The sequence below is a fragment of the Pseudomonas sp. BF-B-26 genome, from assembly GCF_019956495.1.
Taxonomy (GTDB): Bacteria; Pseudomonadota; Gammaproteobacteria; order Pseudomonadales; family Pseudomonadaceae; genus Aquipseudomonas.
Genome location: NZ_JAHBDP010000059.1, coordinates 24,996 through 47,679 on the forward strand (window position 1 = coordinate 24,996; position 22,684 = coordinate 47,679).

Genomic DNA, 22,684 nt, shown 5'->3' on the forward strand with positions numbered 1-22,684 from the left:
AAGCGTCGATTCTCGGCGCTCTACGGGGTTTGCACAAAGGGATAAAAAGGATGGGTGGCATGATTCAAACTCATGCTGGAAGTTTCTGCTAGGGTGACCGAATCCCGCTATAGGAGCTTTCCGAATGTCCCGTCGTCTTCCTCCCTTGTATGCCCTGCGCGCATTCGAAGCGGCGGCGCGGCACAGCTCGTTTACCCGTGCGGCCGAAGAACTGTCGATCACCCAAAGTGCGGTCAGTCGGCACATTCGTACGCTCGAAGAGCATTTTGCCTGTCGGCTGTTTCACCGCAGTGGGCGCAATCTGCAACTGACCGAATCGGCGCGGTTGATCCTGCCCGGCATTCGCGAAGGCTTCACGGCCCTGGAGCGGGCCTGCAATACCTTGCGCGCCGAAGATGACATCCTGCGCATGAAAGCGCCGTCGACCCTGACCATGCGTTGGCTGCTGGCACGGCTCAGCCGCTTTCGGCATCTGCAGCCGGGCAACGAGGTGCAATTGACCAGCGCCTGGATGGACGTCGACTCGGTGGACTTCAACCATGAACCATTCGACTGCGCCGTCATCCTCAGCAACGGAAATTTCCCACCGGGCTGGGAGACGAGTTTCCTGTTCCCGGAAGAGCTGATTCCAGTCGGCGCGCCGAATCTTCTGCAGGATCAACCGTGGGATGTCGCACGGCTGGCCAGTGCCGAACTGCTGCACCCGACACCGGACCGTCGCGACTGGCGCAGTTGGCTGGAACGCATGGGGCTGGCGGATCAGGTGTCGCTCAAGGGCGGGCAGGTGTTCGACACGCTGGAACTGGGCATGATCGCCGCCGCCCGAGGTTATGGCGTGTCCATGGGCGATCTGCTGATGGTGGCGGAAGATGTGGCTCAGGGACGTCTGAGTCTGCCGTGGCCGACGGCCGTCGCCAGCGGTGAGAAATATTACCTGGTCTGGCCGAAAACCCGCCCCGGAGGTGAACGTTTGCGCAGGCTCAGCGACTTCCTGCAAGGCGAAGCCCGAGCAATGGAATTGCCCGACGTTCAACACTTGGGCTGAATCGATAGAGCCGTCGCAATGGCGGCCTTGAGCCATACCCCGGTTAATTACTCAAGTATTCCGATTTTCCGCCGAAAATGCAGGTGGAACCTTCGTGCAGGTTCGACGCAATTCCCATTATTAGAATTTTGCTGAGTGTGCAGCCAGATCAAGGAAGATCCGGTCGCTCGGCCAGGAGCTGTCATGTCTCAACCTCGTGCCCGGATCGCCTCACAGCTTGGTCTTGCGCTTGCCGTGATACTGGCGATTGTCATCAGCGGCAGTACCGTGTTCGCCCTGCGTTCGCTGGATTCCGCCAACCTTGCCACCCGCGAAGAGCACCTGGCCAGTGAAGCCCGGTTGCTGGCCGATCAGTTGAGTACCTTTCACGGCACGTTGCGTGAAAGCACCCAACGCCTGAGTGGTCTGTTCGAGAAGCGCTTCAGCGCCGGTTTGAGCGTGCACCCGGATGAACCGGTGGCAGTAGCGGGCGCGCAGACGCCGGGCCTGCACCTGGGCAGCGAAGTGCTGAACAATAATTTCAAGGAAGTGGACGAGTTCAAGCAAATGACCGCCGGTGTTGCCACGGTGTTTGTGCGCAGCGGCGAAGACTTCATTCGGGTCAGCACGTCCCTGAGCAAACAGGACGGCAGCCGAGCCATCGGCACGCTGCTCGATCACGCGAACCCGGCGTATGCACGCTTGATGGCGGGGCAGAGTTACGTCGGTCGCGCCTTGCTCTTCGACCGCTCCTACATGACCCAATACACCCCCGTACGCGATATCAGCGGCAGGGTGATTGCCGTGCTGTTCGTAGGATTCGACTACACCGACGCGCAAAACGCGCAGTTCGCCAACCTCAAGCGCTTCCGTATCGGCCAGACCGGTTCCCTGGCGCTGCTGGATGAACAGAGCAAATGGCTGGTGCCGATCGCGGGTGTACAAGCGTTGGATCAAGCGGTCCCGGCCATCGTCAGTCTGGCGAAAACGCCGGGCAAGGGCGAGTTCTGGAGCGATAAGTCCGAAGACTTCTACAGCATTGCCGTACCGTTTGAAGGTGGCCCATGGTCGGTCGTGGCGAGCATGCCGAAAACCGAAATCCGTGCCGTGACCTGGAGTGTCGGCATTCAATTGGCGATTGGCAGTCTGCTGGCGATGTTGATCGCTGTGGGGGCGGCGGTCTGGTTGCTGCGCAGCAAACTCGCCCCTTTGGGTGATCTGGTGCGTCAGGCCGAAGCCTTGGGTGCCGGTGATTTGAGCGTGCGTCTGAACGTATCGAGCAACGACGAAATCGGTCAGCTGGCCCGTGCGTTCAACCAGATGAGCCAGGCGCTGTCGACCATGGTCGAGCACATCCGCAAGGCCTCGCAAGAGGTCAACAGCCGCGCCCAGGCCTTGTCCGGTCTGTCCGGTGGCGCCTATGAAGGGATGGAGCAGCAGTCGGGCGAAATCACCAGCATGGCCGGCGCCGTGGAAGAGTTCAGCGCCACCTCCCTGAACATTGCCGACAACATGGGCAGCACTCAGCGTCTGGCTCAAGAAAACGCGCAGCAAACCCAGATCGGTCGTACGTCGATGGACGAAGCGTCCTCGTCCCTGGAACAAATCGCTGGCGCGCTGAACAGCACGGCGACGGTGATCAACACCTTGGGTCAGCGCTCCCAGGAAATCGGCGGCATCGTCGGTGTGATTACCTCGATTGCCGAGCAGACCAACTTGCTAGCGCTCAACGCCGCCATCGAAGCCGCGCGTGCCGGTGAGCAGGGGCGTGGTTTTGCGGTGGTGGCCGATGAGGTGCGTAACCTGGCGTCGCGTACCCGTCAGGCCACTGACGAGATCTCCGGGATGATCAGCAGCATCCAGCAGGAAACCGGCAATGCCATCAGCACCATGGAACAGGGCAATGTGTTGATGCAGGAAGGGTTGTCGCGTAACGCCAACGTGGCTTCAGCCCTGGCGCGGATCGACGAGCAGAGCCGTTCGGCCGGTGAGCAGTTTGCCGCAATTACCACGGCGACTCAGGAACAGAGCAGTACTGCGACGTTGCTCAGCAGTAACCTGCAAAGCATTGCCCTGGCGAACAGTGAACAGCGGGAAGTGGTGTCCAATCTGGCGATCACCGCCAAAGAGCTGGAGAAGCTGGCGGCGGATTTGCGGCATGAGGTTGACCGGTTTCGTTGAGGTGCCGCTGATATAGCCATCGTCGGAACGCCGCCCGGAGCCGGCTCGCTCCCACAAGGTTATGTGTCGTTCCGCTCTCTTGTGAACGACACAAAACCCTGTGGGAGCGGGCTTGCTCGCGAATGGAGTCACCTCAATTCAGGATCTGTCCCCTAGCTAGTTACACTTGGCATTGCTGGACACTTCCTTGGTCGCCTGTTTCAGCTGGCTACCCAGCTCTGCCGCATTGGTGCTGTTGTAAACCCGGCCACCGGTGTTTTCAGCGATGCAACGTGACGGGCCACCGGCACCGATTTTCACCACGTTGACCCGCAGGCGCGGCTGTTCCCTGGCGATTCGGCGGGACACCGCGCAAGCGTCTTTATCGCAACCGTCCTCGCCGTCGACGAACATCACGATCACTGCATCGTTATTGCGCCCGTCGACCTTGCTGGCGGCGTAGGCCAGGCTGTCGGCCAGTGGCGTGCCATCGTTGGGAACCAGACCGCGAATCCCGTTGATCAATCGCTGACGATCGCCAAACTTGAACACGCCCTGGTCCGGTGTTCTTTCGCAACCGGCGAAGGTGATCAGGCGCGTGTCGATCTTCGGGTCCAGCCCATTGATCATGCCGGCCAGCGAGTCCTTGGCGACATCCATGCGGCTGGGCTTGGCGAAGATCTGCATGGTGCGGTTCGGGTCCAGGTACTTGTTCATCTCATTGCCGAAGAACCAGTCCTCATCGGATTTCACCGACTTGATGTTCAAATCCATCGAACCCGAGGTGTCGAGTACCACCACAAATTGCGGCGGCACGGCATCAGGCGCTTTTTTACGGCACGCGTAGTTGTCCAGCGTCGGGGCTGGAGGTGGCGGCGGTGGCGGCGCGGCCACGACCGGTTTTGGTGGTGGGACCGGCTTCGGCGGCGGCACGGGTGCTGGTTCGGGCACGGGCTCTGGTTCCGGAACAGGTTCCGGTTCCACGGCAGGCTCGGGAACAGGCTCGACCGGTTTCTCGACGGGCGCCACCACGGGCGCTACCGGCGCTACCGGCGCAACCGGCGCAACCGGCGGAACCACGACAACCGGCTCACGGTGCAAGAACCACCAGAGCCACAGCGCCAGAAGCAGCAACAACAACGCGAGCAAGGCCGCCGCGATCCACCAGCCACGGCGCGATGGCGGAACAACCGGCACCACCGGAACAACCGGCGGTACGATCGGTTTGGGCGGGCGCTGGTTCCAGCGCACCACCAATGGCTCACCGTTGAGGCTGTAGAGTTTGTCCAGCTCCGGTGTGCCGAGCAGGCTGCGCAGGTCTTCGGCTTCTTTCGGTTGACCGCGTCTTTGCAGTTCGTCCGCCAGTTGCCCGAGGGACGTCTGGCGCACTTCATAGGTTTCCAGCAAACGTCGTTGCGCGTCCTCGTTGAGGTCGGCGTAGGGCGTAGGTTGGCCACCCAGTTCGGTCCACCATTCCAGCACGTCGCCGCTGCCCATCCGCGGGATGGCAAACAGGCTGGCGACGGTCGGCGGAAAGTGTTTCTGGATGAGGGCGACTTTAGCTTGCAGCGCACTCATCCCCTCCGGTGTGGCTTGCGCATCCCTGATGACCCGCTGCATGACGACGATTCCTGAAAAAGTGCAGGCCTTCAACGGGAGGCCTGCGGGGTGAAAAGTTACTCTTCGTAGCCGAGGCTGAATTGCAGCTGATTGACCTTCTTCTGCAACGCCTTCAGCTCTTCCTGCTTGGCCTTCAGCGTCGCTGGAGTGGCTTTGGTGGCAGGCGTTGCCTGCGAAGCCTTGAGCTGCTGCTCGAGACCGGCGATCTGCTTTTTCACCTGGCTTTCATTGCCATGCCGGGCCTTGAGCGAGGCCAGCAGTTGTCCCAGCGACTGATTCAGCGCCGCCTGGGCTTTCTGCTGGCTGGCCAGGTCGGTTTTGGTGCTCAGTTGCTGGGCCTGAATGTTCTCGTACACCTTACGGAACATTGCGTTTTGCTGACGGGACTCGCTCAGGGCCAGTTCCTTCTGCTTGACCTGATCGCTGTAGCCACCGGAGTAGTCGCAGTTCATCTTGGTCAGCATGCTGCTGTCGCGATTGGTCGCATCGCATTCGCCCGGTTGGGTCGCGCAACCGCTCAAGGCCAGGACGGCGGTGAGGACCGCCAGTTGTCGTAACGTCATGTGCTTAGCCCAGGGTGATGGCGGAGCGTTGGCTGTACAGACCGTCGACTTCCTTCTGCAGGGCAGCGACTTTCTGGTTCATTTTCTTAATGTTCATGTCCACCTGCTTGATCTCGGCGCCAGTGGCGCCTTGTGCACGCTCGGCGTCTGCCACTTTGGTGTACTCGGTGACTTTGATGCGCATGTTGCCGAGGTCTTTCCGCAGGCGCGCGATGTTCGAATCGATCTCGGCGATTTGCTCCTGGGCCTGGATCTTGTCGACTTTCTTGTTGGCGATGTCCTTTTTGATCCGGGCGATTTTCGCCTGATCATCATTGATCACTTGCTGAGCGGTCGCGGTACGGGCGATCACGTTCTGGGTGTCTTGTTCGACGTCGCTGTTCATTTTAGCCAAGCGGGTGGTGGTGTCGGCGTATTCGGTGCGACGCTGATCCAGGTAGTAGTTCGCGCCCATGGCCACGCCACACGCGGTAATACCGGCGGCGACGGCGCACACGGCTTTGTTGTTGCTGTTGGACAGCGCGCAAGCGAGGATGCCGACACCGGCGCCCATGGCGCAGGCCTGATAGCCGGACTTGCTGAAGAACTCTGCATCCTGCCCCTGGGTCAGGCGCGGGTCGGTGCCGTCGCTGTCGCCGAGCATGGAGCTACCGGTGTTGGCGCAACCGGTCAGCAACAGGCTGCCGGCGACAACGAAAGCGATCTGTAGCTTGAAGCGAGTCCAAAGGCTGCGCGACATGGTGAAATTCCTCGGTGACGGTGTTGACGAGTTGTTATTAAGGTGAGTTATTGGGTAACGGTTTTGCAGCTGTTCAGCCAGGCTTCAGTGTCGATCTTCTGCTTTTGCAGGAACGCCTTCTGATTGGCCCAGTGGGTGCGCAAGTAAGGTTTGAGGTCTTGCAGCTGTTTGTTGCGGGTGATGATTTCTTCCATCACCGGGACCTGCGTTTCAAGCAATGGCTGGCCGTACAAGGTCGCCGATTCCACCAGGCTGCTGGCATAGTAGCGGCTGAGCTTGTGCAGGCGATCCTTCTGCTCGTCGAGCTTGCCTTTGCGCATGTCGCAACTGGCGTCTTTGTCCGCGCTTTCGCAATTGAGCTTGTAGTTCTTTTGCAGGAAGTCCAAGTACTGGCCGTCGTCTAGCATCTTGGTGCACAAGAATGCGCCCAGATTGAGGCTGGCGCGAATTGCCTGGTCACGGGTTTCTTCCTGCTGCTGGTTGCTGGCGCGCAACTTGTTTTCCAGGGCCTGGAGTTTTTCCTTGAGCGCTTTGTCTTCGACGCCCGAGGCCAGGCTGTTCAGAGACTGAACGGTGCCTTTGTCGGCGGATTCGGTTTCCTTGCTGCCGGTGCCGAGTTTCTTCCAGCTGCTTTCAATGCTGGCGACCCGTTCGCGAGAGGTGAGGGTCGGTGAGACCATGACCAGGCGCAGGCCGGTGGTTTTGTTTTTCACCTGACCGTCGGCGTTGTAGTACGGCTGTTCCTTGCGCAACGCCGTGCGCAGGTCAGCCTGGGCGGTCAGGTAGTTGCCGCCACGCACCACATAGCCGCCGGCCTGACCGTGCTGGCGATCAAGTTTGTTCAGGCGAAACGGCTCGAACATCATTTCGTCGACGTTGCCGAGCATGTCGTGCAGGCCCAGAGGATTGGGCTTTTGCAGGCCGGACAACTGCACTTTGCCGTTGGACGATTGCGCCCCGGCGAACCATTCGTAGGCGTTGATGCCTTCCGGCATTGGGTAGTGCGTATCACGGAATTCCGCGGCACCGACTTCCAGCCCGCCGCGCGCGGCGAACTCCCACTCGACTTCAGTCGGCAGGCGCAGGAAGCCCTGTGCGCCGTCCTCCTTGGGCAACTTGTCGGCGGCGTTTTTGCGCAACCACAGGTTGTACTTGTCGGCGGCTTCGATGGCTTGCACCCAGCTCACGGCCGTTTGCGGCACGCGCATTTTGGTGGCGGCGGTGGGGCAGGTTGCGTCGGTCAACGCGGCGTATTGCAGCTGACTCATCTCGTACTTGGCCATCAGGTAGTAACGGGATTTGTCGTTCTTGGCGCCTGTGAAACTGCCGGCGATGAACGTCGGTCGGGTCTGTTCGACGTAGCCATATTCCGCGCCGTCCTGACCAATGTTGATCGGGTAGTCATCGAGCGGCCCGGCCAGGGGGATGAACACTTTGCGAAAGACCATCGAGCCTTCGCAGGGCATCGGCAGCACCACGTCGGCGGCGTCCGGCATCGGGTTATAAAATTTCTCTTCCCAGCCCGCCGCCGAGGCGTCGAGCATATAGCCGAGGCTCAGGGGCAACAGCAAGCCAAAACGTTTATAGCTCACGCAGACTCTCCGCAGGTTGGATGTTGATGGCTCGCAGGGCGCCGATCACGGCCACCAATGCAGCGACCAAAAAAGTCAGGAGCAGGGCGGCAAGGCCATGCCAGACAGTGATGTGGCAAACGAAGGTGCCGGTGGCCTGGCTGCTGCCGAGCAGGTAGTCGAACAGATGACTGCCTACGGCATAAAACCCCAGCCCGCCAACGTAGCCGGCCAGGCTCAGCACCAGCGCTTGCAGGACCACGAAACCGCCGACGGCCCGGCGCTTGAAACCCAGCAAACGCAGGACCGCGAGGCTTTTGCGTTTGCGGTCGATGTTGGCCAGGAACGCGCCGACCATCGACGCCACGCAGCCAATCAGCGCCGCCACGGCGATTACGCCGAAAATCAGCCCCAGCACATGGTTGATGGCTTTGACGTTGTCGATGTCGGCCAGTCGGCTCGAGGTTTCGATGTGTTGTTCGTTGAGCCAGTGCTCCAGCGGCGCGACTTGATCGATGTCGCGCGCATACACGCGGGCGCGGGCGTACAGCGGTTGCAGATCGCCCAGAGGCTTGCCGGTGACAACGCCGAACGCACTGACCTGATAACCGTCGCGAAAGCGCTCCAGATCCAGCAGCAGCGGCGGGGCGACAAACCCGGCCGCGCGGCCGAAGCGCGCACCGTCGAGCACAGCCAGCACCGTCAGGGTCATCTCGCCGCGTTCATTGACACCTTCCAGACGACGCAACACCCGCAGCTGCACGCTGTCGCCGGCCTTGGCCTGCAAACTTTGCGCGGCGCGGGCGCTGAGGATCACTTGATTGCCGACCGGGTTGAGCGACGGCAGATCCAGTTGTGGATCGCCAGGTTCCGTGGCGATGATTTCCGCACCTTCGACAAACCGTTGCATGCCGATCCACAGGTCAGCCTGGGTATTGAGCGAGCGCGTCTGGCCGAGGGCAAAACCGGTTTCGGGGCGCAGGCGCAAACGCTCGATCCAGGCTGTGTCGTAGTTGCCGTTGCTGAGCATCTTCACTTCAAGGTTGCGCGGGTCGCGCAGCAGTTCATCCTGCAACTGGCTGACCACCCCGTGCTTGAGCCCGAACAGCAGCAACAACGGCGCAATCACCGCCACCAGCGACGCGGCGATGCACAGCGAGACCTTGCGGTCGTGCCAGAGGTCTTGCAGCGCCAGGGAGCCCAGCAGGCGCAAGCGATCAGTCCATCGGTTCAAACAGTGTTTCTCCCTGACGGCTGATAGCGCCGAGCCGCGGCAAGCCGAAATCTTTCAGCAAGGCCCAGTCATGGGATACAACGAGCGCGCTTAAACCCATGCTCGACACCAGGCTCAGCAGCAACTCGAACAAACGCCGGGCGCTGTGAGGGTCGAGCGCGGCGGTCGGCTCGTCGGCCAACAGCAGCAGCGGCTCATGGGCAATGGCGCGCACACAGGCAACGCGCTGGCGCTCGCCGATCGACAAGGCCTGCGGTTGTTTATCCAGCAACCCTTGCAGGCGCAGCACGTCAACGGCGTGGTCGATGTGCTCGCTCTTCACCGACATCCCGAGCAAACGGCGCGGCAGGCTGATGTTGTCACGTACGCTCAGGAACGGCAGCAAGCCGCCGCTCTGCAAAATGAACCCCAAGTGCCGTGAACGCACCGCTGCAAGCGCCGGCTGGTCATCAGTGGCGAGCAATTGGGCAATGTCTTGAGCGTGCGCCGCGCCCAGGCGAAAGCGCTCGAGTTCCACCGGCGCGAGTAACAGGCCGATGGCTTCGAGCAACGTGCTTTTGCCGCTGCCGCTCTCGCCGGTGATGGCGAGGATTTCTCCGGCGCCGACCTGCAAGTGCGGCAGTCGCACATGATGAGCCTGTGCGCCTTCACCACGGCGCACCAGCAGGTTCTTGATATCGAGCATCGGCGTCTCGTTAAGGCATCATTTCCAGTGGCACGGGATACACGTTGTCCCGTGCATCACTGTCCTTGGCTAAAGCGACCCAACGGTCGACATCCGCGTTGTAACGCTGGTAATGCCGCAGTTTGGTGTTCAGCGTGCGGATGAATTTCTCTTGCGCCAGACCGTCCCAGCTCTTCCAGGTCTCTTCATCCAGGTTCAGCACTTCGCTCTGATAGGGCAGGTCTTCGAGGTACTCGCCGAGCACTCCCATGTCCGCCAGTTTGGCGTTGCTGTTCTGTTTGAGCTGATTGGGATCGGCGCCCATGGTCGCCGCCACCGAACGCAGGCGATCGAACATTTCCGTCGGTGAAATCAGGCCTTCGTTGGCCGCATCGAGAATCTTCTTCATCACGTCGCTCAAGTCGCTGAGCTGGGATTTGGTCAGCAGCACCCGCACATCGGTGGTCGGGATGTTCTGCTTGATCAGGTCACGGTCGCTGATCCACGCCTTGAACAACGGCGGGGCCTTGCTGTTGGTCTTCTCGCCGAGGTAGGCGAGTTGCATGGCGTGGCCGATCAGCGCCGCGTCTTCGAGCATTTTCTTCTCGGCCGGGTCCTGCTTGGCATTCGCCGCACTGCCGATGGCGTCCTCGCCCATGTAGGCGGCTTTCACCTGAGAGGTGATCGCGGCGGCCAGTGCGTCGACCTTGCGCCCGAACTCATGAATATCGCCAGCGTTCACCGGGTAATACAGCGAGGTGTTGGTGCCCGGGTAGGTCGACAGGTTCTGGTACTGCGCCTCGGCCTTGGCGTGGTCCTTGGCCCCGGCCGGGGTTTTCAAGTGCAGGGTGTAAATCGCCACGCCCGGATTGGCGGCTTCGATGCGCACCTGCGCGGCGCTCAAACCGGTCTTGGACAGTTTGTCGTCACCTTCGATGGCGCCCGCGTCGGTGATCAACACCACGTAGCGCGCGCCGAACTGGCTCCAGTCGACCTTGTCGATGCTCTCCATGACGCCGGCAAACGAGTCTTCATCGAAGCTGCTGCTCGACACGGAGGCCTGTTTGAGGTCGGCGATCTTGGCGAAAAAGTCGGCGCTGTCTTTCACTTTGGTAGGGTCGGCGTACATCTTGGTGGTGTATTCCAGCCCCGGCACCGCCTGGGTGTTGGAGCGGAAAGCGACCATGCCGAACTTGACCTGCTTGCCGAGGTTCTGCGCTTCGATCCGCTGATAAACCTTGCGGATCGCCTCGCGGGTGCGGTCGATGTACGGGTCCATCGAGATCGTCGAGTCGATGACGAACACCACCGCCGCACTGAATTCCTTCAGTTGGTTGGCGTTTTTGTCTTCGGCTGCCTTGCTACCGGCAGCGCTGTTGGCAGCGCCGCCCTTGGCATTCTTGTCATCCGGCTTGCTGACCGACGCGACGTTGAGCAGGCGCGTGCGGAAACCGCCTTCGGTCATGACTTCTTCGCCACTGAGCACCGGCAGCAGGTAGAACTGCTTTTGCAGGTCGACGAAGTATTCAGGTTCTTCAGCCAGGACGCCCGGTGCTTGTTGGCCCTTTTTCAACGTGGCCCGCAGCGGCGCGACTTTGCTGACCGGGTCCGGCGCATCGAGGATGCCTTCGACGGTGGCGCGGTCCTTGAAGAACAGCAACCGGTCGCGGTTGGCCGGGTTGGTGAAGGCCAGTGTCAGCTGCATCTTCCAGTCGGTGGTGCAGCCGGCCGGCAGCCAGCCAATGGTTTTGCCGTAGCTGTCGGGGCCGACTTTCAGCCATTCGGCGTTGTTCGCTTGGGCGCGCTCGTACACATAAAAGCGGCTGAAGACCGGTTGTGCGTCACCTGCGGCACCGCCCGCTGTCGGGCTGATCTTGCAGCCCGGGGTGGTCAGCACGCGTTGGAACAAGGTCTTTTTACCGGCCTGGATCAGCGGTTTGTCATCGGCCTGGGACAGCGGGCTGATACACAGCGCCAACAATGCGGCACCGCTCAACAGGAATCGACTCACGGGCGAACGCATCACTTCTGCAACTCCTCGAAACGCTGCTTGGCTTCGGCGTTGTTCGGGTCCTGGGTGAGGATGGTTTCGTACCAATAGGCCGCCGTGGCGTTGTCCGCGACCGGGAAGCACTCGCTGGCCTTCAGGTATTTAGGGTCGTATTCGCGGGCATAGGCATTGGCGATCAGCGCGTCACCGGCCTGGGCACGGTTGGCGTACAGGCGCTGGGCGACACCGCAGTGTTTGCCGGCCTTGGCCTGGTTGATGATCTCCAGCAACTTGGCACTGTCGGGCGCCGCCTTGATGCAGGTCTGGACGAAGGTCAATTCGGGCAGGCTGTTCATGCTCTCCAGGGTGCAGGCTTGAGCGTCGGCGCCGGCCGGTGCGGCGGCAGCGGCTGTGGCCACCGGGGCTGTCACCGGAGTGCGTTTGTAGAACCAGAATCCACCGCCCGCGGCCAGCAGCAACAACACGACAACCAACAGGCCGATCAGGCCTTTGTTGCTTTTCTTCACCGGTGCGGGAGGCGGCGTGTAGGCGCGCTCGGTGAGCACCGACTCCAATTCCAGTTCTGGCTCGGCGGTGGACAGGGTCAGCTCAGGCAGCTCCGGGATCTCGGGGATTTCCGGTGCCGGTGCCGGCGCACTCGGCGCCGTCAGTTCGGCGCCGCCGTAAGTCGAGCGCGTCTGGCCGCCAGCCGTGGACGGCAAAACGCCAACGCCTGGCCGAACCACGCCTCTGTCAGTGTGGGCTTGGTTCTGTTCGCGCAGTTCGATCTGGAACTGCGAGTTGGCGCCGCCTTCCAGCAGCGGGTCGACCACGTCCGGGCCGACCTGTGCTTCCAGGCCTTCGCCGCTGGCCGTGACGTTGAAGCGCGAGACCTTGAACCAGAATGGATTGTTGCTCCAGGCCTTGTGGTCCTGGAGGTAAAAACCGTCCTGGTTACGCTGAATGGAGAACTCCAGCTGTTCCTCGCCACCCTGCCATTTCTTCACAGTGAGGCGGGCCTGGCCAGGCACATTGGGCTCTAACGCGAGCAGGTCGACACGAATTGGCATTGCTTATCTCGCTGTGAAGGCTGTGAGCACTCGGCCCAGCCGTTCATTCTGTTCAGGGGTGATTTCACGTCCGGCGCCATGGCCGGCATTGTCCTGCGTGAGGTAGGCCAGGCCCGAGAGCCAGTCGCCGAGATACCGCTGCGCCTGATTCGCCGGTTGCGCCGGTAGCACGGGCACTTGTCCCGGACTGATGTCGGTGTAGTACGAGAACAGCGGCGCCTTGGCACCGGCGCGGCTGTTCGGACGCTCGCTTACCGGTTTCTGGAGGTAGCCGAACCAGGACACGAAATCGCGCAGTACCCGTTGCACTTCCAGAACCTGGCGCTCAACCAGTTGATCGCGCCGTGCGCCGCTTTGTGCGCGTTTGAGGACCGCACGGCTCAGTTGCCCCGGCAAGTCCTGGCGATAGCCGGCGGTGATCAATTCGTCGACCACCGCTTCCAGCAATGCTTTTTCCAACCCCAGCAGGTTGAGCAGGCTTTGCCGGGTGGTCAGTTCACGCAGGTGCGCGATCCAGGCCTTGAATGCCGCTTTGGCGAATCGGTGTTCGTTGCTTTGCAGTTCGGGCGCCGGGGTGCCGGTGTTGCTGCTGACCGGCGCGTCGTGGCTCAGGTCGTCACCGAAATCGAAGTCGAAACCGGCGTCGTCGCCGTACAGGCTCTGGCTCGGTGTCGGGGCGACTGGCTCGTCCTTCGCGGCCGGCTCGTCATCGGTTTCGTACACACCACTGAGGTACAGGTCGCGCACCTCTTCGCTCGGCATGTCGAGTTGATCGATCAGCTCGCCGAGCACTGCCGGGCGACGGCCCAGGCCGGTCAGAATCTTTTGCGCCAGGGCTTTCTTGGCGGCGGCAGCACCGTCGTCGTCGGCGTGGTACCAGGTGCTCAGACCGTGAGTGGTCAGGCCTTCGAGGCATTCGCTCAATTGCTCGCGGATGCGCTGCAATTTGAATTCGATATTGGCCACGCCCTTGAAACTGCCGCTGAAGTGGCTGATGCCACCGTCATCGTTGCGCAGCATTTCTTTCCAGGCGTTGGCAGGATCGTGGATGTGTTTGCACACCAGGTCGTTGCTGGCGAAGCTGGTACCCAGCGCGCTGACACGGTCCTGATAGCTGGCATTGAGGCCCGTTTCGGCACCCGTCGCGTCTTGTTCGATGAATGCCGCGTCCATGCGCGGTTTACGCACCAGGTAGGTGTTCTGGAACGGTGTGCCGGCCCAGTCGCTCATCCAGTTCAGGCTGCCGAAGCGCTCCAGCATGGTCAGCTTGACCATGCCGTTCCAGCTCTCGTCGTACTGATCAGGCGTCAGGCTCAGGGAGTTGGTGATGCGCAGGTCGAGCATGGTCAGCGCCCAGATCAGACCGGTTTCGCGCTTGCTGCGAGCGGCCGAGTCGGCGCCCTGGGTCTTTTCGATCCAGCGGGTCAACACCGGGCCTACGTCGTTGACGTCGCTCTGCTTGGTCGAACCGGTGCAAACCACCAGCGCATTCATTTCCTGGTTGTCGGTGTAGCGTTCGAACAGGTAGGCGACCTTGCCACGCAGGATCAGCTGCGAAACGGAGTTGTCCTTGGTGGCGGAATGCGGGTCGTTGGAGTCGGCGATCTCGTGCAGTTTCTGGCGCCCGCGATAACCGGGGAAATCCAGCAGGTCGACCTGATTGACGATGTCATCCACCGGCGCTTCGATCAGGCGGAAGGTCATTTCGGCCGTCAACGCCGCCAGTTGTGCAACCGGAATTGCCTGACTGTTTTGCAGGCGATCGCCAACCAGTGGTCGAACGTCGATCGGCAAGTCCCGTGGGCTGCCGAAGCGTTCGAGAATGTCGACGTTCATGATGCTGTCGCGCTGGCTGTAGGTGTCGTTTTCGAAACTCACCAAGGCCTTCAACGGTGCGAACACGGTCTCGGGCAGGCCCAGCTTGTGCAGCGCGCCGGCCAGTTGCTGATACACGCGTGTCAGTTCGCTTTGCTCGCCCCAGAGGATCGAAAACAGCTCGGCCCGTTCCTGGAAATTCAGGCGTGGCGCTAGTTGCAGTGCTTTGGGCCAGTACAGGTGCTCAAGTTTCTTCACCGAGTTGCGGAAGTTGTCGCGCAGGTAATCCCACAGCGACACCAGATCATCGGCGTTGACGCCCGTTTGCAGTGGCCCGGTTTCGCGGCCTTCGAACGGTTTGAGTACGCGCTGGATGCGTTCTTCGTCGATCTCGTAGGAAATGCGCTCAAGGTCGAAATCCTTGAACCAGGAGTTGGCGAGAATCTTCGCCAGCTCGATTTCCTTGAACAGCGTGAGTTCTACCGGAAAGTCATTGTCCTGACTCTCCGTGGCCCGACGGCTGAAGCGCGTCACCAGGCCGGTGGCTTCCTTGCCGCCACCCACCGGGTTGATGTGCTTGATGAAGTCCAGGCGCTGGCCACCGAAATCAGTTTCCAGCTTGCCGTTCTGACCGGCGGCAAGGGCCGAGATCAGGTAGGACTTGCCGGCCTGGGACAAACCGAAAAAACCAATGGTCATCGGCGTGCAGGCCACGCGACCGAGGCTGTGAGCCAGGTTGCGGGCGCGGTGCAGGCGGATGTTCAGGTTGTCGGCTTCGCTGTCCAGGCGTGGCGCGTTGCCGCGCGTCTGGGCAATCCAGTCCAGCGCCTGACCGGCACCGTTATAAACAGCGGCCCAACTGGCAGAGAGCTGAGTTTGATCGGGGGTCAGATCATTCATTTGCGTTTCACACTTCCACTGTCGAGCCAGTACTTGGTCTCGCTCAGGCCGGCGTCGAGCATGGTGTTGAGTTCCAGCTCGAGGTCGCTGCGCGGGTTGAAGTTGACGTTGTTACTGTTGGATTCGATGTCGCGAACCGAGAGGCGGTCGCTGACCAGATCCTGCTTGCGTGTGTACTTGTCCGCCGGCTTGACCTCGAACCGCACCTTGAGCAGCGGCGCGCTACCGTTTTCACCGATCGCGCGGGAAAACTTCTCCCGACCGGCCTTGGTGAACCGCAAGGTATACAGCGGCGACGCGGCCCAGCGGTCGGCGGCCAACTGACGGAAACCGAGGCGCAGATCGCCGCGCATTTCCAGTTGTGGCGTGTCGGCGGCATCGCCAACGCCGATTTCCGGCAGCTTGATTTTGTAGTCTTCGGACTGGATGTCGCGGTACAGCACGTCGGCATCCTTGATCACGTTGTTCAGGTCGATCACGCCGATGTGCTTGACCGTCGAATATGGCTTGAGCGCCGAAGCACGGAAGTAGAAGTTCGGCACGCTGTGGTTGGCGCACAACAGGCAGAGCATGGCGCCCACCGACGCGGTGCTTTTCGGGTCGTCGATCCGGCCGTTCTTGTGGAACGGGTACCAGCCGCCAGTGCGGTAGTTTTGCAGCGCCAGAATGCGCCCCGGTGGCAGCGGCAACACCTTGCGAATGAACGCCTGGATGCCGGGCAGGCGCGAAGGGCGGCCGGTCAGCAGCAAGACATCACACGGGTAATGCGCGACCACTTCACACAGCGCCCCGAGAATCTTGGTGATGTTGATCTGGTCGTTGAGGAACGCGGCGTGAAGCTTCTGCAGGTCGAAACTGATCGGCGCATCATACAGGTCGAAACCGCTCTGACCGCCGACATCGCGACGCACGGCGGCGTTGACGTAGTCGAGCACGGTCTGGCTGATCGCGTTGTCACCGATCAATTGACGGTAGCTTTGCGGGGTGACTTCTTGCGGCACTTGCGGATCGTAATGCTCGTACGCCTTGAGCAGCGCCAGGCCCAGCGGGGCGAACACCTGCAGGTTCAATTGCTGGCGCAGGATCATGTCTTGCGCGCTGACAGATTCATCGCCACACAGGCGTGACATCAGCGAATCCGGGGCTTTCACACCGGCGTTCTGCAAGGCTTTTTCGAAGCTTGGCAGGATGAAGTCCTGAATCACGTCCAACAGGATGTCATCGCCGGCCACTTTGAAACCATCGCGAAAACGCTGCTCGGGCACGATGTGCACGTTGCTGCCGCTGCCGGTGTTGCCGGCGCGGTCGAGGCGATAGTCAGTAATCACCAGGTCCGTGGTGCCGCCGCCGATGTCGATGGTTGCCAGGGTGATGCGTTCGCGGTCGGTCTTGTCGGGGCGGGCGATGGTGTCGAAAAACTCTTCCGGGTGACCGGCGAAGTTCTCGTTGACCTCGGTGTACAGGTACACCAACTGGCCGCAAGAGGCTTCGTCCCATTCCACGCGGATACTCGGGATCGGCGTGCGCGGGCTGATGGCCTGATCCTGATGTGGATCCTCTTCGCCGACATGCCAGCCGAGGCTCTTCCACACCAGGCCGATGGCTTGCAGCATGCGTTCGTTGAGGATGCTGCGCTCGGCCTGCGGCATGCCCGGCGGCACGGTCAGGGTGATGCTGTTGAGCTGACGCGGCACGCGGGTGTGGCCCTGGCGGGAACGCTGGGCCGGGCTGTTGATTTGCGACAGCGCCTGGGCCAGCACTTCGGCGAGCATGAAGGTCATCAGCGAGCTGCGCGAGTAACGCGGCATGAACACCGGCAGACGATCGTCTTCTTCGAGGCTGTAAAGCGCCTCGCCGGTTTCATTGATCAGGTGCGAGAACGGCGCGGCCGTGGCGTACGGCTCGCTGTCGGTCTTGATGTACGAGCAGTTGAAGCGCCAGCCGTGGCCGTAGGCGTTTTCATCCCACAGATAACGTTTCGGGCTGGACAGACCAGTGGAACCTTCGGTACCGCGACGACGGCTGGCCAGACGGCTGGCCTCATTGCCGACGCGGGCAATCGTCGCCCACTGGAACGCATCGTGCCGGCCGCTCTTGACCGAACAGTGGTCCTTGCCGAAGTACGCCTGGGCGAATTCCACGCGGCTTTCGAACGGCAGATTGTAGGTGTGTTCGGGGGTGATCAGGTCGCGCAGTTCCAGCACGTAGTTTTGCTTCAGCCCGGAGCCGGCCTGACCGTGGTTCTCGATCAGGATGCCGCAGGTGCGCGAGTTGCCGACGTCCAGCACCAGGTCCACCGGAATCGGTTTGACCAGGCCATTGCTGTCGTTGGCGACTACTTTCAGCTCAGGGATTTCAACTTTCGCACGGGCCGTCGACTGTTGGGCGGCGGACGGTGTGCTCAACAGGCTAAGCAAATTGAGGTAGTGCGCCAGGTGATAGTTGGCGCGGATATCGGTGTCCAGCTCTGCGCGCGAGCGGTGGGCATTGCCCTCGTTGAACACTTCCAACAGCCACTCGTTGACCCACGGCTGGGCCAGGAACCAGCGGGTTTCGCTGGCCTTCGTCGCCAGTTTGAAGGACACGCCGGAGCTGATGTCTTCTTCGTTGGGCGCCAGGTAAGCGGTGCCGTCACGCTTGGGCATCACGCGGCTGTCGAACGCCATCGTCAGGCGGTGGGTGTTGCCGTCGATGTCGGGCGTCGCCAGCTTCACCAGACGCATGCGCGACCAGTTGGTCGGGCCTTCGTCGAAGCGATGCGGCGGCATGAAGCGGAAAAACGGGGTCGGCAGCCAGATACCGTCCAGCAACTCGAGGCTGCTTTTCATATCGACGCTGAACGCAGGTTTGGCTTTCTCGACCTTTTCCGGTTCAGGTTCGTAGAAAAAGAAGTCTTTCTCTTCGTTGTACGACAGGCGGCAGATCAGCCCGCTGATCATCGGCGCGAACTCGCCCGCCGGTTCCTTGCGAGGATCCAGACGCAGCGCGAAATCCATGAACTGGATGCCGGTATCGCTGACCAGCGTGACGGTGTCTTCGAATTGGGTGACTTCAGGCAACATTTCGGGTTATTCCGTTTTTATTCGGCCACGTGCCGCATGGACATGGGGAATTGTTCTTTGCCGTAACCGCCGGTGCAGTCTGCGACTGTGGTCGCCCCTTTGCGGCAGTTGACCTTGGGCATGTCGTAAGTGCTGCCATCGCCACACACCGCCTGGCCCTGACTGTCGATGGCCAGGCTGCCACCTTTCATAGTAGCGCTCACCGGCCCGCTGCATTTCGTGCCGTCGGCCTGGTGTACGATGACTTCGCCTTTACCGTCCTTGAGCTGGTATTCCAGACGCAGGGGTTTGCCGGTTCGGCGATCCTGAATACCGGCACCGGCGCGGAACTGACCGTCGAGGAACTTGGCGGCACCGTCGGCGGCGTCTGGCGGAATGCTCAGGGGCGGGCCGGGTTTTGCGGCGGCGGATTTTTCGGCCTCGGGCGATGTGATATCCGGCGGCGCAGTTTTGTTTTCCGGTGGCGCGGTTGGCGATTCGGCTGTCGGGTCTGCTGCCGGGTCTTTGGCGGAGTCTTGGGTCACGCCGGCCGGCGCTGCATCAGCTTCGTTGCCCTCGACCGCCGGCGCTTCCACGTCCTGGGTTCCGGTCACAGCGGTGCCGGTTCCCGTGGTGGAGCCTACAACGGTGCCCGTCACAGGAACGCCATTGAGCGTCGTGGCATGGCCGGTCAGTTGTGGTTCTTCCCGTTGCCTTTCAACAGGCACGACGCCCTCGGGGAGCAGATCGACCGCCACCAGCGGAATCGGCACGCAACCGCGCAAGCCCAGTAATAGCCACAAAAGCAGCAGCAACAAAGGCAGCAGCAACAGCCACCACCAGCGCCGCCACCACGGACGAGCAATCACCGGCACGACGGGCGGCGCCACCACGGGCGCGGCTTCGACCACCGGGGGCAGCGTAAACGCGGGCGGAACTTGATAGAGGCAGTGCAGGGGATCGCGATTGCCGGTACCGGCATGCTCGAAGCCCCAAAAGGTCAGCACCGGCTTGCCTTGCACCAGGTAGACGAAGTTTTCATCGGGGAAATGAATCACACGCTTGAGCAGCTTGCCGAACACGGCTTTGTCGCCTTGCTGCTGTTCGGCTGGATCATTGCCCAGGAAACGCTGGCTCAATTCGTCGAGCGAGGTCTTCAGCGCTTCGAGTTGGCGGCGTGCAGGGGCGCGTTCTTCTTCAGTCGCGCTGCTCCACGGGATCACATCGCCGTCGAGGCCGCTGTACCAGTCAATCTGGTTGCCGAGTTCATCGCTTTGAGGGATGGCCAGGTGATCGACCATTTCAGGGTTCTTGCGGCGAATGGCTTCGCGCAATTGCAGGGCTGCCCGGTAAACCGGTTGACCTGTTTCGCCCAGGGCAGTGAATGACCCGCTCTTACCGCTGCGTAATAGTGCCCCGCGCATTCAAACTCCGTATGTTCCGCTGCGCAAAAATGACAGACAAAAGTGTCTGCGCTTGCTCCTGCAATTAGCTGGCGACCTTAATGTCACAATGATGTCGCCGTCAATCTGCCGGAGGTTCAAAACCGTATGAGACTAGCGTAAGCGTGCGGAGGTTGCATGAGGTCAATTTAAATTGGCTCGGGAAGGCTCGGGTGTACGTTTTTTAGGCTTGCTGAATCGTTTCATCAGCGCTATAAAAAACCCACAACTCCAAGAAAGGCTTCCCCATGACTCCGCTCAAATTCGTCGTTGCCTTTGGCGCACTGTCCGCCTCCCACGCCATGGCCTGGGATTACGTCCTGCTCGACAGCGACAAGGCTGCCCAAAACTGGCAGGTCACCAGCCAGCAACTCGGTGTAAAAACCGACAAACCCTTCTCCGTGACCCTTCGTAACTTGCACGGCGGTCGGCAGGAGGGCGTCAGCATCGTCGACATCGATAACGGCACGATGAAACTCTCGGTGGTGCCGACCCGTGGCATGAACGTCCTGCAGGCGACGGTCGGTAATGTGCGCATGGGTTGGGATTCGCCGGTCAAGGACGTGGTCAATCCATCCTTCATCGAACTCAACGGTCGAGGCGGGCTGGGCTGGCTCGAGGGCTTTAACGAACTGGTCACCCGCTGCGGCTATGAGTGGGTCGGTCACCCCGGCATGGACAACGGTGAACTGCTGACGCTCCACGGCCGTGCCGCCAACATCCCGGCCAGCAAAGTCACGTTGCACATCGATGAAAAAGCGCCTTACGCCATCAGCCTGCGCGGCGAGCTCAAAGAGCAGGCGTTCAAGAAAGTCGACTTCTCGGTGATGACTGAGCTGGTCACCGAACCTGGCAGCGCAGCGTTCTCCCTCAACGATACCCTCACCAACAACGGTGATTATCCGAAGGAATATCAGGCGCTGTATCACAGTAACTTCAGCACCCCATTCCTGGAACAGGGCGCCCGTTTTGCCGCACCGGTGAAACAGGTGTCGCCGTTCAATGACAAAGCCAAAGGGGATTTGCCAGATTGGCAGACTTACCGCGCGCCGACCAAGGATTACGACGAGACGGTTTACAACGTGGTGCCTTATGGCGATGCCAAGGGTGACACGTTGACCGTGCTGCATAACAAGGCCGGCAGCCTTGGGGTTTCGGTGGGTTTCAATACTCAACAGTTGCCGGTGTTCTCCCTGTGGAAAAACACGGATACCCAAGGGCAGGGCTATGTCACGGGTCTTGAACCGGGGACGAGCTTTTCCTACAACCGTCGGTATCAGCGGCCGATTGGTTTGGTGCCGATGATTGGGGTTAAAGAGCAGAAGCAGTTTCAGATCAGGTACAGCTTGCTGGCGGATAAAGGGGCTGTGGATAAGGCGTTGAAGACGGTGAGTGATATTCAGGGTGGGCGGGAGACTGAAGTTCGGCAGGCGCCGTTGGTTGATCTCACCAAGGAGTGATTCTGGTCAGTTTGTGCTTGGCCGATACTGCAATGCCTCAGCCAGATGTTCGCGGGTGATGCCATCGACCTGTTCAAGGTCTGCCAGCGTGCGTGCGACCTTGAGCAGGCGATGGGCTGACCTGAGTGACAAGGTCAAACGCTCGCAGGCGGTTTCCAGCCATGTTTCGTCGGTTGTGGATAACTTGCAGTGACAGCGCAGACCCGGCAAATCAAGGAATGCGTTGGCGCAGCCTTGGCGTTTATGTTGCCGCTCCCGGGCGTTGGCAACCAGCACCGCAGCAGAGGCGGTGTCATCACCGGGTTTGAGCGCAGGATTCAACGCTGTGGCTTCCCGCGCGACGGTCAGGTGTAGGTCGATCCGATCCAGCAGCGGCCCCGACAGCTTGTTGCGGTAACGCTGGACCATGTCCGGTGTACAACTGCATTTGCCGCTGGGTTCGCCAAGATATCCACAGGGGCACGGGTTCATCGCGGCCACCAATTGAAAGCGCGCCGGAAACCTAACGCGATCCTTGGCGCGGGAAATCACGATGTGACCGGATTCCAGCGGCTCCCTTAAGACTTCCAGCACCTTGCGATCGAATTCCGGGAGTTCATCAAGGAACAGAACGCCATGGTGGGCGAGGGTGATTTCACCGGGTTGCGGCTTTGAACCACCGCCCACCAACGCCGGGCCCGAGGCGGAGTGGTGGGGCTGGCGGAATGGTCTTTGCGGCCAGTGGCTCAAGGGCACGCAACTGGTGACGGATTGTATGGCAGCGACTTCCAGCGCCTCGTTTTCGGCTAACGGGGGAAGCAGCCCCGGTAACCGACTCGCCAACAGTGTTTTCCCGGTCCCCGGCGGTCCGCTAAATAACAGGTTATGAGCCCCAGCCGCCGCAATCAGCAATGCGCGTTTGGCCGAAAGTTGGCCCTGCACTTCATTCAAGTCCGGATAGGGCTTGCTGGCGTAGAGCAACCCGTTGGAAACGTAGGGCTCCACCGGCGTATGTCCGTTGAAGTGCGCAACGGCTTCCAGCAGGTGATCCACGGCAAACACCTTCAACCCCGACGCCAGGCACGCCTCCTCGGCATTCGCCCGCGGTACCATCAGCGAACGTCCGGCCTTGCGTGCTGCCAGCGCAGCTGGCAACACGCCTCTCACCGCACGTACTGCGCCTGACAGCGCCAACTCTCCCAGGCATTCAATGTCATCCAGCGTCAAAGTCGGCACCTGGACACTGGCGGACAGAATCCCCAGGGCAATCGCCAAATCGAATCGTCCGCCATCCTTCGGTAGGTCAGCGGGAGCGAGATTCAAGGTGATACGCCGCGCCGGGAATTGCAGCCCTGAATTGATGATCGCGCTACGCACCCGGTCCTTGCTTTCCTTCACGGCGCTTTAGGAGC

At 61.0% G+C, this 22,684-nt stretch carries 14 protein-coding genes and 1 pseudogene; 3 read left to right on the forward strand and 12 right to left on the reverse strand.

The genetic code is table 11. The features are described 5' to 3' along the window. Window positions 1–124: 124 nt before the first annotated feature. On the forward strand, window positions 125–1,045 hold the full coding sequence (locus tag KGB03_RS08330; protein ID WP_223526784.1) for a LysR substrate-binding domain-containing protein: 921 nt from the start codon (window positions 125–127) through the stop codon (window positions 1,043–1,045). Between the two features lie 183 nt (window positions 1,046–1,228). Then, entirely contained in the window at window positions 1,229–3,205 is a 1,977-nt protein-coding gene (locus tag KGB03_RS08335) for a methyl-accepting chemotaxis protein (RefSeq protein ID WP_223526785.1), read from the forward strand. Window positions 3,206–3,361: 156 nt separating this feature from the next. On the opposite strand, the gene KGB03_RS08340 is transcribed toward KGB03_RS08335, so the two are convergent. Genes KGB03_RS08340 through KGB03_RS08390 form a run of 11 tightly spaced genes read right to left on the reverse strand, consistent with a single transcriptional unit; the run spans window position 3,362 to window position 19,815 of the window. Beyond that, window positions 3,362–4,804, reverse strand: coding sequence for a vWA domain-containing protein (locus tag KGB03_RS08340; RefSeq protein ID WP_223526787.1), 1,443 nt, complete (start codon window positions 4,802–4,804; stop codon window positions 3,362–3,364). A gap of 56 nt (window positions 4,805–4,860) precedes the next feature. Then, window positions 4,861–5,367: a hypothetical protein gene (locus KGB03_RS08345; RefSeq protein ID WP_218536610.1), complete on the reverse strand. Its 507-nt coding sequence runs from the start codon at window positions 5,365–5,367 to the stop codon at window positions 4,861–4,863. A gap of 4 nt (window positions 5,368–5,371) precedes the next feature. Further along, window positions 5,372–6,106 (reverse strand): hypothetical protein, encoded by a 735-nt coding sequence (locus KGB03_RS08350; RefSeq protein WP_218536611.1) that lies wholly within the window; start codon window positions 6,104–6,106, stop codon window positions 5,372–5,374. 47 nt (window positions 6,107–6,153) lie between these two features. Continuing rightward, a complete protein-coding gene (locus tag KGB03_RS08355; RefSeq protein WP_192408929.1) occupies window positions 6,154–7,698 on the reverse strand; it encodes an SUMF1/EgtB/PvdO family nonheme iron enzyme in 1,545 nt (514 codons plus the stop codon). Next, window positions 7,688–8,911: an ABC transporter permease gene (locus KGB03_RS08360; RefSeq protein WP_111448299.1), complete on the reverse strand. Its 1,224-nt coding sequence runs from the start codon at window positions 8,909–8,911 to the stop codon at window positions 7,688–7,690. Before KGB03_RS08360 ends, KGB03_RS08355 begins: the two co-directional genes overlap by 11 nt. Continuing rightward, window positions 8,895–9,596 (reverse strand): ABC transporter ATP-binding protein, encoded by a 702-nt coding sequence (locus tag KGB03_RS08365; RefSeq protein ID WP_111448300.1) that lies wholly within the window; start codon window positions 9,594–9,596, stop codon window positions 8,895–8,897. The genes KGB03_RS08360 and KGB03_RS08365 overlap by 17 nt, the downstream gene beginning before the upstream one ends. A gap of 10 nt (window positions 9,597–9,606) precedes the next feature. After that, on the reverse strand, window positions 9,607–11,598 hold the full coding sequence (locus KGB03_RS08370) for a vWA domain-containing protein (protein ID WP_223526819.1): 1,992 nt from the start codon (window positions 11,596–11,598) through the stop codon (window positions 9,607–9,609). Then, window positions 11,598–12,635 carry a hypothetical protein gene (locus tag KGB03_RS08375; RefSeq protein ID WP_218536612.1) on the reverse strand — a complete coding sequence of 346 codons (1,038 nt, stop codon included), beginning with the start codon at window positions 12,633–12,635 and terminating at the stop codon, window positions 11,598–11,600. The genes KGB03_RS08370 and KGB03_RS08375 overlap by 1 nt, the downstream gene beginning before the upstream one ends. Before the next feature lie 3 nt (window positions 12,636–12,638). Continuing rightward, entirely contained in the window at window positions 12,639–15,350 is a 2,712-nt protein-coding gene (locus KGB03_RS08380) for a putative virulence factor (protein WP_223526788.1), read from the reverse strand. Continuing rightward, entirely contained in the window at window positions 15,347–18,412 is a 3,066-nt protein-coding gene (locus KGB03_RS08385; protein WP_223526789.1) for a virulence factor SrfB, read from the reverse strand. The genes KGB03_RS08380 and KGB03_RS08385 overlap by 4 nt, the downstream gene beginning before the upstream one ends. Before the next feature lie 17 nt (window positions 18,413–18,429). Beyond that, window positions 18,430–19,815, reverse strand: coding sequence for an SrfA family protein (locus KGB03_RS08390; RefSeq protein WP_218536615.1), 1,386 nt, complete (start codon window positions 19,813–19,815; stop codon window positions 18,430–18,432). Window positions 19,816–20,081: 266 nt separating this feature from the next. On the opposite strand from KGB03_RS08390, the gene KGB03_RS08395 reads away from it, so the two are divergent. Next, complete coding sequence (locus KGB03_RS08395; protein WP_218536616.1) at window positions 20,082–21,293, forward strand: aldose 1-epimerase family protein; 1,212 nt, start codon at window positions 20,082–20,084, stop codon at window positions 21,291–21,293. 6 nt (window positions 21,294–21,299) lie between these two features. Here KGB03_RS08395 and KGB03_RS08400 read toward each other — a convergent pair. Continuing rightward, a pseudogene (locus KGB03_RS08400) lies at window positions 21,300–22,676 on the reverse strand (YifB family Mg chelatase-like AAA ATPase); the annotation flags it as partial. Window positions 22,677–22,684: the final 8 nt, after the last annotated feature.

Coding starts and splice junctions, on each gene's coding strand:
- KGB03_RS08330 (WP_223526784.1), top strand. CDS start 125: ATGTCCCGTCGTCTTCCTCCCTTGTATGCCCTGCGCGCATTCGAAGCG.
- KGB03_RS08335 (WP_223526785.1), top strand. CDS start 1,229: ATGTCTCAACCTCGTGCCCGGATCGCCTCACAGCTTGGTCTTGCGCTT.
- KGB03_RS08340 (WP_223526787.1), bottom strand. CDS start 4,804: ATGCAGCGGGTCATCAGGGATGCGCAAGCCACACCGGAGGGGATGAGT.
- KGB03_RS08345 (WP_218536610.1), bottom strand. CDS start 5,367: ATGACGTTACGACAACTGGCGGTCCTCACCGCCGTCCTGGCCTTGAGC.
- KGB03_RS08350 (WP_218536611.1), bottom strand. CDS start 6,106: ATGTCGCGCAGCCTTTGGACTCGCTTCAAGCTACAGATCGCTTTCGTT.
- KGB03_RS08365 (WP_111448300.1), bottom strand. CDS start 9,596: ATGCTCGATATCAAGAACCTGCTGGTGCGCCGTGGTGAAGGCGCACAG.
- KGB03_RS08370 (WP_223526819.1), bottom strand. CDS start 11,598: ATGCGTTCGCCCGTGAGTCGATTCCTGTTGAGCGGTGCCGCATTGTTG.
- KGB03_RS08375 (WP_218536612.1), bottom strand. CDS start 12,635: ATGCCAATTCGTGTCGACCTGCTCGCGTTAGAGCCCAATGTGCCTGGC.
- KGB03_RS08380 (WP_223526788.1), bottom strand. CDS start 15,350: ATGAATGATCTGACCCCCGATCAAACTCAGCTCTCTGCCAGTTGGGCC.
- KGB03_RS08385 (WP_223526789.1), bottom strand. CDS start 18,412: ATGTTGCCTGAAGTCACCCAATTCGAAGACACCGTCACGCTGGTCAGC.
- KGB03_RS08390 (WP_218536615.1), bottom strand. CDS start 19,815: ATGCGCGGGGCACTATTACGCAGCGGTAAGAGCGGGTCATTCACTGCC.
- KGB03_RS08395 (WP_218536616.1), top strand. CDS start 20,082: ATGACTCCGCTCAAATTCGTCGTTGCCTTTGGCGCACTGTCCGCCTCC.